The sequence below is a fragment of the Thermogemmatispora aurantia genome, assembly GCF_008974285.1.
Classification (GTDB): Bacteria; Chloroflexota; Ktedonobacteria; order Ktedonobacterales; family Ktedonobacteraceae; genus Thermogemmatispora; species Thermogemmatispora aurantia.
Map to the genome: position 1 here is coordinate 1,305,767 of NZ_BKZV01000001.1, position 14,600 is coordinate 1,320,366.

General features: G+C 58.7%; 11 protein-coding genes. 2 read left to right on the forward strand and 9 right to left on the reverse strand.

Translation table 11 applies throughout. From position 1 onward, the window contains the following. Nucleotides 1-43: 43 nt before the first annotated feature. From KTAU_RS05080 to KTAU_RS05120, 9 genes are all read right to left on the reverse strand, one after another. The gene (locus tag KTAU_RS05080) at nt 44-1,051 is read right to left on the reverse strand and encodes an efflux RND transporter periplasmic adaptor subunit (RefSeq protein ID WP_170293069.1); all 1,008 of its coding nucleotides are present in this window, start codon (nt 1,049-1,051) and stop codon (nt 44-46) included. 324 nt (nt 1,052-1,375) lie between these two features. After that, complete coding sequence (locus KTAU_RS05085; RefSeq protein WP_151727315.1) at nt 1,376-2,614, reverse strand: lysylphosphatidylglycerol synthase domain-containing protein; 1,239 nt, start codon at nt 2,612-2,614, stop codon at nt 1,376-1,378. Next, entirely contained in the window at nt 2,604-3,629 is a 1,026-nt protein-coding gene (locus KTAU_RS05090; protein WP_151727316.1) for an NAD-dependent epimerase/dehydratase family protein, read from the reverse strand. The genes KTAU_RS05085 and KTAU_RS05090 overlap by 11 nt, the downstream gene beginning before the upstream one ends. Before the next feature lie 138 nt (nt 3,630-3,767). Further along, complete coding sequence (locus KTAU_RS05095; RefSeq protein WP_151727317.1) at nt 3,768-4,562, reverse strand: class I SAM-dependent methyltransferase; 795 nt, start codon at nt 4,560-4,562, stop codon at nt 3,768-3,770. After that, entirely contained in the window at nt 4,559-5,854 is a 1,296-nt protein-coding gene (locus KTAU_RS05100; RefSeq protein ID WP_151727318.1) for a glycosyltransferase, read from the reverse strand. The genes KTAU_RS05095 and KTAU_RS05100 overlap by 4 nt, the downstream gene beginning before the upstream one ends. Before the next feature lie 85 nt (nt 5,855-5,939). After that, nucleotides 5,940-7,175 carry a glycosyltransferase family 2 protein gene (locus KTAU_RS05105; protein ID WP_151727319.1) on the reverse strand — a complete coding sequence of 412 codons (1,236 nt, stop codon included), beginning with the start codon at nt 7,173-7,175 and terminating at the stop codon, nt 5,940-5,942. A 121-nt stretch (nt 7,176-7,296) separates the two neighbouring features. Continuing rightward, nucleotides 7,297-8,484, reverse strand: coding sequence for an acetyl-CoA C-acetyltransferase (locus KTAU_RS05110; protein WP_151727320.1), 1,188 nt, complete (start codon nt 8,482-8,484; stop codon nt 7,297-7,299). Between the two features lie 145 nt (nt 8,485-8,629). After that, entirely contained in the window at nt 8,630-9,673 is a 1,044-nt protein-coding gene (locus KTAU_RS05115; protein WP_151727321.1) for a hypothetical protein, read from the reverse strand. Continuing rightward, entirely contained in the window at nt 9,670-10,296 is a 627-nt protein-coding gene (locus KTAU_RS05120; RefSeq protein WP_151727322.1) for an RNA polymerase sigma factor, read from the reverse strand. Before KTAU_RS05120 ends, KTAU_RS05115 begins: the two co-directional genes overlap by 4 nt. Before the next feature lie 578 nt (nt 10,297-10,874). On the opposite strand from KTAU_RS05120, the gene KTAU_RS05125 reads away from it, so the two are divergent. Next, a complete protein-coding gene (locus tag KTAU_RS05125; protein ID WP_151727323.1) occupies nt 10,875-11,501 on the forward strand; it encodes a HEPN domain-containing protein in 627 nt (208 codons plus the stop codon). Between the two features lie 226 nt (nt 11,502-11,727). After that, nucleotides 11,728-14,475 carry a pyruvate, phosphate dikinase gene (gene ppdK / locus KTAU_RS05130; RefSeq protein ID WP_170293124.1) on the forward strand — a complete coding sequence of 916 codons (2,748 nt, stop codon included), beginning with the start codon at nt 11,728-11,730 and terminating at the stop codon, nt 14,473-14,475. Nucleotides 14,476-14,600 lie beyond the last annotated feature (125 nt).

Here is a 14,600-nt window from a genome sequence, read left to right on the forward strand (position 1 = left end):
TTACCGTATTCATCCATTATCACACTAAATATACATTGAGTCATCAATCTTTCTCAATTCTCACTACGCGTACCTCTTGTCCATTGTCGAGATCAGCGAGACCCACCAGAACGACCAGCTCTCCGCTGTGCAGGCCAACGTCAATAAAGACCCTGGCAGATGAGCGAGCAATCACATGCACTGAGCGCAGATAAGCTCGCTGCCGCTGCACAACAAAGACGGCGGGAACCAGATCTAGATCGAGCACCGCCAGGCGTGGCAATCCCAGCATGCTCCCCTTTACAGCAATGCGTACAAAGACACTCATGCCTGGCAAAAGAGCTCCACTCCGGTTATCCAGCACCACCCATACCTCGAAGGTATCTGTCTGCGGATCAGCACGCGGCACAATGGTTAGCACCACGCCTCTGAGGATCGGGGCTGGCCCTGCCAGGGCAAAGACCTCCGCGGGCTGTCCTGTATGGATCAGTCCAAGAGCCTTCAATGGCAGTTTGGCATGAACTACTACTCTGGATTGATCACTGATCGTGAGCAGGGAGGCATTGGCCGAGAAGGACTGGCCAGCCACGATATTGACCGCTGCCACCACGCCACTCAGCGGAGCCAAAAGACAATTCCCTGAGAGGAAGGAAGAGGAACGAGCCTGCAGGGTTTCATATTTGCTTCTGGCCAGCGCATAGCGCTGACGCGCTTGAGCCACGGCAGTCGAATTGCCGCTGGTCATCACTGCTTGCAAGTAACTCTCTGCTGCTGTCAGCTCGTCCCAGGCCAGCTTCAGCTGCAGAGACAGCTCAAGCGGATCAAGGCGCAACACGGCCTGACCAGCGCGGACAGCGTCGCCCACTTTGACCAGTACAGTATCAACTTTGCCCGCAAAGGGCAGAGAGAGCACAAGCTGCCTTTGGGGATAGACCAGTCCCTCCCCTCCCAGGCTCTGATCGTAATCCTGACTCTGAGCCTGATAAAGCACCACTGCTGGTACAGACGAGCGTAGGGAGAACAACAGGCCCAGCAAGAGTAAGACAAGCAGGCTGACGCTTATGAGAACCAATCGCAAGCGGCGACCAGCTCGACGCCGCCAGGCGCCTGGAAGAACCCGCAAGCGTAGGGTCGGGACTAGCCAGAGCGGTGTCTTCGACGACTCACTAGCATCCAAGGTCGGTAAAGATTGCGGAACGAAAGCCCGCCGTGGTGCCAGAGCTGCGTTCAGCTCAGCTCTAGCATGCTCGTCATTTGCTGCCTCCGCTGTTGATCTCGGAAGGAGAGGCAGAACAAGAGTAGCATCCTCATCGTCGAAGCAAAAACGCACCTGAGACGAAGGCACTCCAACGCCGGGCTTAAACTGGCGCCGCTTGGCAGGCTGCTGAGCCATTGCTCATTTTCCCTCCCTTCTTTGCAAGACATAGGCCAGCCAGCCGCCCAAGGCCAGAAGCACCCCTTGAGCATCTACGCAGGCCGCCAGGAACAGAGCTTTGCTCACGGGTACGTGATAAAGAGCCAGGATAGCTACCAGAGTTCCTTCACGTATCCCAAGACCATTGAATAAAGACAATGGAAGCGCTGCAGCAAGCGCCACCAGCGGAATGGCGACAAGATAACAAGGCAACGGCAGATGGATATCGAGAGCCAGACCGTAGCTATAGTAGTTCAGCGCGGCCACGATCCAGAAACAGAGGCTGAAGCCCAGCGAAGACAAGAAGGAGGACGGCCTGGCCGCCAGCGTTGCCAGAGCAGCTTGCATAGCAGCCACTCCCTTACCATATGGAGAGCAAGACAAACCGCCCGTTTTAGCGAGCCAGGCAGGCCATTGCCGCCTGCTGGTCAGCCTGGTGATTACCAACAGACAAGCCAGAGCGAGCGTGACCATCAGGCTGGCGGTAGCAGCCACAGTCCCCAAAGGGGCAGGTAGGAGCTGCCTCCAGACACAGAGCACTCCTCCCAGCAGCAGACTCAAAGCCAGCAAACCCAGCAAACGGGCCAGGGCCAGAGTGGCTGCTGCCAGTGGATAGGAGCCAAGCACTCGACCTGAGTAGAGCGTCTTGATAGCATCGCTCCCTATCCCCAGCGGTAGGCAGTGACTGAAAGCGAGACCTATCAAATAGAGCCGGATCAGCTCCGCCAGATCGAGGCGCCTACCCTGAGCAAGTAATAAGGCACGCCACTGGTACGCGCTGACGACCACGCAGAGCAGCCCACTCGACCCTCCCAGAAGTAGACAGGCACAGCTCACCTGACCGCGTGCCAGGCCCACCCACCCCATAGGGGCTGCGAAAGTTCTCCAAGCTAGCAAACAGGCAGAAGCCAGAGAGAGAACGCCCAAGACCTGCACTCCCAATATCCGCCAAACAGATCCCCTCCATAGGGCAGCCCCAGCAAAGCAAGCGCTCTTTCCAGCCATCTCGCCCTGGGAGAGCTGTCCTGCAGACGGAGCGGCGGCTGAGGAATAATCGGCAGCGCCAGCGTGCTCAGCGGGAGAAGACAGGAGAGACCCCTTCTCCAGGGGGCATAGCCTGATAGGCACCAACCTCCTCACAGGTGAGGACGGTGGCGACATAGGCGCCACAGCCCCCACCTCTTTACGCGAGGCTAGGGCAGGAGATGGTTTATCTATCATCGCCTCTCTCCCCAAGCAGTTGGCTTATCGAGCCATAAGGCCAACCAAGGTAAGGGCGAGAAGTCAAGCTGCGAGCGTAAGAGATCACATAGTCTAGCTCACGCTGCAATCCCTCACGTAGCCCTACTCGTGGAGAGAAGCCCAAGACATGGTTGGCTTGTGAAATGTCAGCGAGGGTATTACGAGCCTCGCCCCGCTGCTCATCGAGGAACTTCACTGGCAGCGGCATCCCGCTCATTTCTTCCAGTAGACCAAGGGCCTCACGAATGCTGACCTGAGCGCCCCCCGCAATATTAAAGGCCAAGCCCACCGCCGCCGGGACAGTCGCCGCCAGCACATTTGCCTCTACCACATCATCCACATAGGTCACATCTCGTGTCTGTAGACCATCGCCGTAAACAAGAGCTGGCTGCTGGTTGATCAGCGCAGAGCAGAAGCGGTAGAAGGCCATGTCGGGCCGCTGGCGAGGACCATAGACAGTAAAGTAGCGGAGAATGACCACCGGCAGGCCACAGTTACGGTGATAGAGCATACACAACTGCTCGGTGGCAACCTTGGTCACCCCATAAGGCGAGACGGGTCGCAACGGCGCTGCTTCGTTCACTGGCAAGCAGGCTGCCTCGCCGTAGACCGATGAAGAAGATGCACAGATGAAACGTCGCACATTCCCTGCGCGGACGGCAGCCTCCAGCAAGCGCTGGGTAGCCAGCACATTGGCGTCAATATAACGTACAAATTCATTACCCCACCCCTGGCGCACACCAGCCTGAGCAGCGAGATGAAACACCCAGTCCACACCATCAAGGAGCGCGACCAGGGGCAGCCGGAGCAGGTCGCCCTCGATAAAGTCAAAACGATTGGAGGCTGAGATCCCTTCGATATTCCGCTCCTTGATTTGACGCGGATAGCAATCGGTAAAAGCATCGATACCACAGACCTCATGTCCTTCAGCCAGCAGGCGTTCAGCTAGATGGGACCCAATAAAGCCAGCCGCACCTGTTATAAGGCAGCGCATCGGTTCACCTCCACCACATAGTTTTGCTCTAGAGAATGAGCAGCAAACAATTGACAAAACAACATTTAATCTAGTTGACAAATTACTTGCAATCACACTGAACATGTATTAATCGTTTAATGTTTTATCGCCTCACTGTCAGCATCTCACCGCCAGGAAAGCCAACTCGCTTCCAATCCGCCGACTGCAGCGAGAAGAGAGACGAATCAAGGGAAGAAAGAGCGGGCCTAACAGAGCGAAGCAGGGACCGCGCAACCGACAGCTGGCGCATAACCCTGCTAGCAGCCAGGCGCAGAGAGACCAGCAGTACATCAGATTGAGGGGATCGCGCGAGTCGTTCCTCACTACACGGAAGCCACTGGCTTCGAGGAGCGCATAGATTTCAGAGAGAGCATAGCCAGGCCGGACATGACCATCCTCCTGTTCAGCAGCCGGAAGCACCCTTCGACGTGCAGAAGGGACCTGTAACACTAGGAGGCCCCCAGGGCGCAGCACAGCGGCGATCTGCCGGAGCAAAGCGAGGTCATCAACAATATGCTCCAGCACTGCCAGGCAACAGACTCCATCGAATGAGCCAAGCTCTAGCTCCGTCAGCCGGCAGACATCAGCCGCCAGAAAGCGCGCCTGATGCAAACCAGCACGAGTCGCCACGGCTGCAGCGCGTTCTACGCGCCTTACATCACGCTCGATTCCCACCACCTTGGCGCCGCAGGCAGCCAAGCGCAGCGTCAGATCGCCGATGCCACAACCGACATCCAGCCAGCGCTCTCCTCGCACGCTATAGCCACGCAGCACCGAGCGCAGCAGATCGAGGCGGATCGTTTTCCCCAGCGGCGGCTCCAGTAGAGTCAGGTAGAGATGCAGCAACCAACGAGGTAGCCGTAACTCCTCCTTCGCCGCCTCCGCGAAAAGATCGCGCAAATAGCGCTTCATCTGGGGAACCTCCTCATCTCTGCAGCGACTACGTCAGCATAGAGGCGCTGTTGCTGCCTTACAAAGGCGGACCAGCTCCAGCGTCGGGCCGCGAAACGCTTAGCAGCGCAGGCCAGAGCATGTGCATATGTCGAATTCTCCAGGAGGAGGAGCGTGCCGGCGGCCAGGCCCTGTGACGTTGGCGGTACCAGCAGGGCCACCTCGGGATTAAGGACTTGAGTGTGGGCTGCAATCGAGGTTGCCAGCACGGGTTTGCCAGAGTGCAAGTAGCTCGCCAGCTTCAGCGGCATATTTGTCCCTGCACAACGTGGGCTGACCAGGATGGTAGCTTGCTTCATATATGCGGCCATCTCAGAGGGCGGACGCTGACCAAGGAACTCCACGCACTCCTCGACCCCAAGGCGACAACAGAGCGCCCGCAAAGCGGCGATCTGATCCGGTCGTCCACCAATGATCTGGTAACGGACGGCAGGGCAGCGTTGTCGTACCATGACAGCGCTCTCTAGCAGCAGCTCGAGCCCCTGGTAGCGCTCCAGGGTGCCAGTGTAGAGTAGTACGGGTCCCACCCCCTGAGAGGCAGACCCGAGGTCAGGTCGATCTATGGCAATCCTGGCCCTCCTCTGCACCAGAGTGAGAGCAGCCGGATCACTCGACTCAGTCGCTGTTGCAGCTGCAGCAACCGGCTGCTGGCCAACTCCTTCCCCGCCATCTTCGGAGGCTGGCAGCAGCCCCTCTGGCAAGGCCACGCTCTCTATGACATAGGTCTTGCGAGCACCCATCTGCCAGGCCTCCCGCTCTAGAGCCGGGCAAATCGCCACCACCGCCTTGGCATGGCGGAGTATCCAGACTTGCAGGCGATGCAACCCCCAGAGCAACCAGCGCTGATGCTCATGGCCCAGACAAGCCGCCTGCTGAGCAAGATGAGAATGCATATAATAGACATGCTGACAGCGGAAGAGGGCCGCGAGCACGACGCCAAAGGCCCCGGCCTCTTCATGCGTACAGAGGCAGTCATAGCGCTGACAACACAGCCGCCAGCAGGCCCAAAGAAAGAGCAGTAGATCAAAGAGTAGTTTGGCGGGAGAGGGGCCAACAGGCACCTCGCGGATGAAGGGCAGGCCAGGAATGCGCCAGATGCGCACCCCAGCCAATGCTACTGGCTCTCCAAGGGGATAGGTCACCAGGTCCGTTTGATAGCCCAACTCACTCAGAGCGCGTAGCTGGGCATAAACACTGAACGGCACTCCACGGGGGGCAAAAAAGGGTTGAGGAGCAATTACCAATATTTTCATCTCGTGCTACCTACTTCTTCCCTCAAGCAACGTTTCCACAAGCATTAGATGGAGGAGATTCTCAGTGATCAAGACATTCTAGATTCTACCAACACTCACAGCGTTCTGCGCCCGAGACGAAACAGCGCACAATATAAGGTCGTTTGTTTTGAGACTCGTGGTAGGTGCGCATCAGCATCTCCGCCAACACACTGAGCTGGAGCGAGAGGAGACTGAAGCAGCAACAGCCAGCCCCACCCAAGAGCACGGGTCCAGACCAGGAGCCTACTCGCGGCCTGCGAGCCAGCAAGGAAAGAACCAGGGCAAACGGCAGAAAGGCCACGCCAAGAGCGAGCGCCAGCAGCCCAGGCAGGCCCAATAGCTGCTGAGGACGAGTAGCAAAGCTCCTATAGAACTTCAAGATCAAGAGATCGAGAAGTACTTTCAGTGTCCGACTCAGGCCATAGTGCGAGCGCCCAGCATAACGCGGATGGTGAGTCACCTCGACCTCAGCAATGCGCGCACCAGCCAGCGCTGCATAGGCCGCTAGCAAGCGATGCATCTCTCCATAAAGGGGGACATGGGCAAAGACCGCACGTCGATAGACCTTCAGCGTGCAACCGAGATCATGGATGGCAATACCAGCGATTCTGGAGACGAGGAGATTAGCCAGACGCGAGAGCAGACAACGTAGCCAGCCGTCTCCCCACCGCCTTCTCCGCCAGCCACTGACCAGATCATATCCCTCCTCTAGCCTGGCTAGCAACCGCGGAATATCCGCCGGATCGTTCTGCAGATCGGCATCGAGCAGGATCAGCACCTCGCCACTGCTGTGAGCCACTCCAGCTGCCAGAGCAGCCGTCTGCCCAAAATTGCGGCTTAACCCCACCACCTTCACATGGAGATCCGTCGCCGCCAATTGCTCTAGCAAGGGGAAACTACCGTCAGTACTACCATCATCAACATAAACGACCTCATACTCAACATTCATACTGGACATGACATCGCTTAATCTTTGATGTAAAAGCGACAGGTTACCTAGCTCATTGTAGACAGGAATAACCACTGATAAAGAGGTAGCTTGTTTAACCATGTTTATATCATACAACCTTCCAGCTTTTTTGATTTCCCCGTGCATATGTTTCAACGATTCATTTTGACAGAGGTAACTCCTTCTCTGAGATTTATTTAAATTGATCATTTTAAATGAATAGCCAACGCAATTATCAGAAAATGAAATTCCAAAGGGAAGGGAAAAGTGTAATAAGAAATTAAGCATTATGGTGATGAAAAGGGGAGAGCAAAAAGGGGAGTCCTCACAGATCGGCAGAGACTGCCGCATCCAGCGAAGAGCGGAAGCAGAATTAAGGATGCCGGCTACTCCCGCTCCTCACCGGTCCTGGTCTCAGCAGCGGACAGGACAGACGAGGAGCGGAGAGCAAGTCAATGCAGGCTCTTGCTGTTCACGAGACCTCAACGGCCAGGGCCACGGCACCGCCGCCGCCCAAACAGAGCGTCGCTAAGCCCCGCCCGCCACCACGGCGTCGTAGCTCATAGATGAGGGTAATCAAGATACGCGAACCGCTGGAGCCAATAGGATGGCCGAGGGCAATCGCGCCTCCGTTCACATTGACCCGGCTCCAGTCCCAACCCAGCTCTTTCCCGTTAGCCAGCGTCTGAGCGGCAAAAGCCTCGTTCACCTCGATCAAATCGAAGTCGCTCAGCTGCAAGCCAGTCAGCTCCAGCAGCCGCTTGACAGCACGTGTTGGGGCCGCGAAGATATAGCGGGGTGTAATGGCAGCCGAGGCATAGCCGATAATACGGGCGAGCACCGGCAACCCCTGCTCACGAGCAAGTGTTTGCTCCACGACCACCGTCGCCGAGGCCCCATCACTGAGTCCAGGAGCATTACCTGCCGTGACCGTTCCCTGCTCCTGGAAAGCCGGCTTGAGCTTGGCCAGGGCCTCCAGCGAAGTATCAGGGCGAATCGGTTCATCACTTTCAACGAAGACACTGGCCCCCTTCTGCTTGACCTCGATCGGGACGATCTCTTCCTTAAAGCGGCCAGCGGCTGTCGCCGCTGCGGCCTTCTGGTGGCTGGCGAGAGAGAACCGATCCTGCTCCTCGCGAGAGATCCCAAAGGCTTCGGCAATAATTTCTGCCTCGTTCCCCATATGCACATGCTCGAAGGCACACCAGAGGCCATCATGAATCACTCCGTCCACCAGCTCAGCGTGGCCCATGCGGTAGCCAGTGCGCGCCTTCGGTAAGAGATAAGGGGCATTCGACATGCTCTCCATGCCGCCGGCGACAAAGGCATGCCCGTCGCCCGCCCGAATGGCCTGAGCTGCTAGCATCACCGCCTTGAGGCCCGACCCACAAACTTTGTTGACGGTGAAGGCAGGAATCTCGACGGGCAAGCCTGCCCCGATCGCCGCCTGACGCGCTGGAGCCTGCCCCAGGCCCGCCGAGACTACATTACCCATAATCACTTCATCGATGGTTTCGATGGCAATGCCAGAACGGCGCACCGCCTCCTTGATCGCAATAGCCCCCAGCTGCGGGGCCGTAAAGCTCGCAAGCGTCCCTAAGAATTTCCCCGTCGGGGTGCGCGCCGCGCCAACAATCACAGGCACTGGTTCTGTTGTCATGATGGGTGCTCCTGCTGCCAGTGCAGCCTCTCAGATTGCTTCATTGCCGGAACAGCTGCCCTTCGCCAGGCCCTGCTGCTCCTTCGTCCTCCCATTGTAGCCTCCACTTCCAAACCAATGCAAGCAAGCGCGAATCAGCGCGCTGCTACGGCTCGGCGGGAAGCCGGCCCGGCAGAAAGTCCGCGGGTGGGCGCATGTCCCAGAGGCGTTCAGAGACCTGGTCTTCCGCCAGCAGACGCAGACTGTCGTACACCGGCTGACCCTGTTGAGCACCATCAGCATACAGGAGATTAACCGGACGGTAGCGCTGATCCAGCAGTAAAATGTAGTTGCTGGGCAACCAGATCCGGTAGACTGTTTGCCCTTGAAAGCGGCTTCGCCCAAGATAGTGGGCACTACCCTGCTGAAGATCGCGACGCAACAGCCCAAGATCAAAGGCTGTGTCCTGGACATTCCACTGGGCAGGATTCCACTGCATCACGTGATGCATCATGTCCAGTCCAAGCACTGTTTTCCCATCGCTGATCAGCACCACATCCAGGTGACCTGGCATAGTGGCCTCCACATGCAGCTCGCCGGTTCCCAGGTTGTGATAGGTTTCGACGCGATAAGGCAGCCCTTCATCACTTATCCTGGTCTGACGATGGTAGAGCACATAGCCACTCCAGGAGAGTCCAGCTGGCAAGGCGAACGCCTGCGAGGGATGCCAGACAGTGCTCAGCCCTACGGAGGCCCCGAGGACAAGCAGAACCAGGGCCGCCACCGCTGGCAAGAGAAAGAAGCGACGGCGAACGCCAGAGCGGCGGACTGGAGAAGGTAGAGCCGTCAAGCGCGGCTGGGAGCGAGACACGTCGGCCTGCTCGCGGAACTCTCCTGCCTTCACCTCCCGAGTGGTAGTGACCGGTGGCCCCCAGCGGGCCGCGATGGCCTGATAGACAGCCCGGTCCACACGTGCCGAGGGACCTGTCTGCTCGAGCTTATGCAGCAGCTGAGTAACCTGGCTCAAGAGACGATAGGTCCGCAGACAGGAAGGACAATCGTAGACATGCTCCAGCACCGTCTGCGCCTGCTCAAAGCTCAAGTCATCGAGAATGGCCAGGTAGAGCTGGATGGTTTCGCAGACCTGCAGCCCGCGCTCACGAGCCGATGGCAGTGGCGGCAAACCAGGTTCATGCATCGCCTCACTCATCGCCGGCGCTCCTCCCCCTTCAGATGTTCTCGCTCGATTCGTATATAACGTTCGATAAACATCTTCTTCGCCCGAGATATGCGTGTTGCGGCAGCGTTGGGGGAGATTCCGATGATGGTAGCAATCTCCTGATAGGGCAGGCCCTGAACGGCGCTTAGCAGGAGCACGATAGCGTAATCCAGGGGCATCGCCGCCAGCGCGGCACGGATATGTTCACGCTCCACGATTTCGGGAATGCCTCCGCTATCAGCCAGCAACAGAGCAAACTCCTCAGAGATCGAGCCTTCATCGTGTTCGCCCTGATGACTACTCAGGGAGAGAGGCCACCAGGCAATACGCTTCCGCCTGCGCAAGAGATCTACGCAGAGATTGGTTGCAATACGATAGAGCCAGGCGCCGAGATTCTCTCGGTCACGCAGATGATCCCAGGCCAGGCAGGCACGGATAAAGACCTCCTGCGTCATATCATCGGCGTCCTCACGGTTCCCCAGCAGATGATAAATATAGGAGTGAATTGGCCGACTGAACCGCTCATAGAGCCTGCTTAAGGCCAGGGCACTCTCGGAATCAGCAAAAGATTCAGAGCCGGCTCTCTGCGAATGCGCAGGCGTTCTCTCTGTCATGCTGACATGTACTCTTTCTCTCCGGGCCTCTGCGACAGCGGCGGCACCAGCGTTACTGGCGTTACCAGCCAGCAGTTACCTGCACCCTCGCCATCTTCACCGACCTTGCTAAAAGCATGCATATGCATACCTAGTATAGCAGGAACGCCCGGTGAATAGAACATGCCAGTGGGTACTGAGGAGATGCTCTCCGCTCACAAGGCCAATACCCTTGCCTCAGCGCTCTCCAGGAGGCCACTGCCTTGCTCCCTCCCTCTCCCTCTCACGAGCCAACAGGTCAGCTTTTTCAGGCAGTTTCCTCAGATCTACCCATCCATCCAGCGGTGGTGGCCCTGCAGAGGTCAGCAGAGGTCACCCTCGCTGCCCTCTGTCAATGATCGGAGAACCTGCATTGACACCACGCGCTGACAGGACTAATATAGAGGAGAAACACACAGAGGTATCAATAAGCGGAAAGCCTGGTACGTTACGGGCAGGGGACAGGTCGTTTGAGCCAAGAGAATAGCCGCCCAGGGCACTAGCTAGCTGGCTGTAGCTGTAGCTGGCCCTTGGGCGGGCACTGGGGAGAGCTTACTCAGATGTCAGAGCGCCACACAGCGGGTGACGCCCCTCAACCACATGAGTCCGAGGAGGATCTGGAGCGGCTGCTGCTGGAAGGCGTCAGCTCGCAGCAGCCGGAGCAGGCTCCTCCCTCCTCCCCCAGGGAAGAGGGCAGCTCAACGCCAGCTGGCGGAGAAACGGGGCGTACGAGCGAAAGAGATGGAGCGGAGGCAGAGGACGAGGAGGAGACAGAGACCACTCAGCCTGGAGAAGGTGACTTGCAGGGGGCGCTGGCCCTGTTTGCCGAGGCCGCCCAGGACATGGCCACGGCAGGCTTGGAGCTGAACCTCGGTCGGCATTTCGCCTGCGTCGATTACTGTAATCAGGTGGCCGAGAAGGCCGCCCAGGCGGTGAGCCTGCTCCTTTTCGGACGTCGTTCCCCCTATAACCATGATCTGCGAGCCTTGGGCGAGCGTGTCGGCGCACCGGCTGAGATCTTGCACGATATGGAGGCTCTCACTCCTTTCCATCCCGAAATCTTTTACGCTGATACGCCCCCCGAGGAGGCCGATGAGGTCATTAGCGCCTCCGAGGCCAACGACCATGTACAGCGTGCCCGCCGTGTCTTGCGCTGGGCCAGGGGAAGGATCTTTACCAGCGTCTGATTGATCGACCGACTGAGCACGCACCTTCTCCAGCGCAATCCAGCGGCGCGGGTCAGCGCCGACCCGGTTGCTTGCAGCGCTACGTCCTACCCATCCTCTATGAGGAGGATTCCCCTGGCGTCGTGAATCGGCTTCTATAGATCCTGAGTATTCTATCAACTGGGAGGAGTATTTCGTGACGCAAGCAATCACAGGAGGGCAGCCCCAGGGAACGCCCTTTGAAGAGGTGGTCAAGCAATCGCCGCGCAAGTGGGTCTATTTGTTCACCGAAGGCAGCGCCAGCATGCGCGATTTGCTCGGCGGCAAGGGGGCAGGCGTCGCCGAGATGACGAAGGCTGGCTTGCCGGTTCCTCCAGGCTTTACCATCACGACTGAAGCCTGTAATGCCTACTACGAGGCAGGCAAGCAGTTCCCGCCGGGTATGTGGGAGCAGGCTCTGGCCGCTCTGCGCATCGTCGAGCAGCAGACCGGGAAGACTTTTGGCGATCGCCACAATCCCTTGCTCGTCTCTGTGCGCTCGGGCGCGAAGTTCTCCATGCCGGGCATGATGGACACGGTGCTGAACCTGGGCCTCAACGATGAGACGGTCCAGGGGCTGGTAGAGCAGACCGGCGATGAGCGCTTCGCCTACGATGCCTATCGGCGCTTCATCCAGATGTTCAGTAAGATTGTGCTCGACGCTGATCCCCGCGAGTTTGAGCAGAAGCTTGATGAGTACAAGGAGCGTACCGGAGCCAGCAGCGACGCTGAGCTACCGGCTTCGGCTCTCAAGGAGCTGGTAGCCGAGTTTAAGCAGATCGCTGAGCGCCAGTCCGGTCAACCCTTCCCTACCGACGTCTACGAGCAGCTCAAACGCGCTATCGAGGCGGTCTTCGCCTCCTGGAATAACAAGCGCGCCATCGACTACCGCAACTTTAACAAGATCCCTCACAATCTGGGTACCGCTGTCAACGTGCAGAGCATGGTCTTTGGCAATATGGGCAATGACAGCGGGACTGGCGTGGCCTTTACGCGCAACCCCAGCACCGGCGAGAAGGAGCTGTACGGTGAGTATCTGCTCAACGCACAGGGTGAGGATGTGGTGGCTGGCATCCGCACTCCCTCGAAGATCAGCCGCCTGAAGGAGGAGCTGCCCCAGGTCTACGAGCAGTTCCAGGAGATCGCCCGCCGTCTGGAGCGACACTATCGCGATATGCAGGATATGGAGTTTACGGTGGAGCGTGGCCGGCTCTATATGCTGCAGACGCGCTCGGGCAAGCGCTCGGCCAGGGCCGCCGTCAAGATCGCTGTCGACATGGTCGAGGAGGGGCTGATCAGCGAGGAGGAGGCCATCCGCCGCTCCGATCCAACACAGATCTATCAGCTGTTGCTGCCACGCTTTGATGAGGAGGCGAAGGCGCGCGCTCATAAGGAGGGGCGTTTCCTGGCCCGCGGCTTGAATGCTTCGCCCGGTGCCGCCGCGGGTAAGGCGGTCTTCGATGCGGATCGCGCTGAGGAGCTGGGGAAGGCCGGCGTGCCCGTGGTCCTGGTCCGCCCAGAAACCAGCCCCGATGATGTCCACGGGATGCTCGTTTCTAAGGGTATCTTGACGGCCCGCGGCGGCGCTACCAGCCACGCCGCGGTGGTGGCCCGCGGCCTTGGCCTCCCGTGCGTGGCCGGCTGCGAGGGCATTCGCGTCTACGAGGAAGAGAAGCTTTTCCGCGTGGTCGGCAGCGATGTGGTGATCCGCGAGGGTGACGAGATCTCTATCGATGGGGACACCGGCGAGGTCTTTGCAGGCGTGATCCCAACGGTGGAACCAGACTTCGAGAAGGAGACAGAGCTGCAGAAGCTGCTGAGTTGGGCAGATCGCATCCGCAAGCTGGGTGTATGGGCCAACGCAGACTACCCGCGCGATGCTCAGCGCGCAGTCACGTTCGGCGCCGAGGGCATCGGCCTCTGCCGCACCGAGCATATGTTCATGGAGCAGGAGCGTCTGCCCATCGTGCAGAAGATGATCCTGGCGAAGACCGCCGAGGAGCGCCAGGCCGCTCTCGACCAACTGCTGCCTTTCCAGCGCAGCGACTTCATCGGGATCTTTGAGACAATGGTCAATCCGCGCACCGGGGAGTGTTATCCGGTGGTGATCCGCCTGATCGATCCACCGCTCCATGAGTTCCTGCCGAACTACGAGGAGCTGCTGGTCGAGGTGACTCGCCTGGAGGCCACTGGCACCGATCCAGAGGCGCTCAAGGAGAAGAAGGCCCTACTCGATGCTGTGGCCGCGATGCGCGAGATGAACCCGATGCTCGGCCTGCGTGGCTGCCGCCTGGGCTTGCTCTTCCCGGAGATTACCATTATGCAGACACGGGCGATCCTGGAGGCCGCGCTGGAGGTGGCGCAAAAGACAGGGAAGAAGCCACAGGTGAAGATCATGATCCCGCTGGTCGGACACGTGAACGAGCTGCGCGAGGTACGCCGCCAGCTTGAGGCTGTGGCCAAGGAGATCACGGCAGAGGCCGGTTCTGCGGTCGAGTATAAGTTTGGCACGATGATCGAGCTGCCACGCGCTGCACTGACCGCTGATCAGATTGCAACAGTGGCCGACTTCTTCAGCTTCGGTACCAACGATCTGACGCAGACAACCTTTGGCTTCAGCCGCGACGATGCTGAAGGCAAGTTCCTGATGAAGTACGTCGACGGTCTGGATGCCCCGGGCCTGCCCGAAAAGGTGAAGATTCTGCCAGTGAACCCCTTCCAGACGATCGACCGCGACGGCGTGGGTCAGCTGGTACGCATGGCGGCTGAGAAGGGACGCGCTGCGAATCCACAGATCGAGCTGGGGATCTGCGGCGAGCACGGAGGCGATCCGAGCAGCATCGAGTTCTTCCACGAGGTTGGGCTCGATTACGTGAGCTGCTCGCCTTTCCGCGTACCAGTGGCTCGCCTGGCCGCCGCCCAGGCCGCTTTGAGCAAGTCCGAGAAGGATAAGTAAATACAGCAGACGCGGGTCAGTCAATGAGCACTGTTACGCTGGCCCGCTGGCTGCTTTTGAGCGCGCGAAGCTTCAGACTGCGGGCAAATCCTCCCCCAGTAACAGGGTAGTAGGAGGATTTGCCC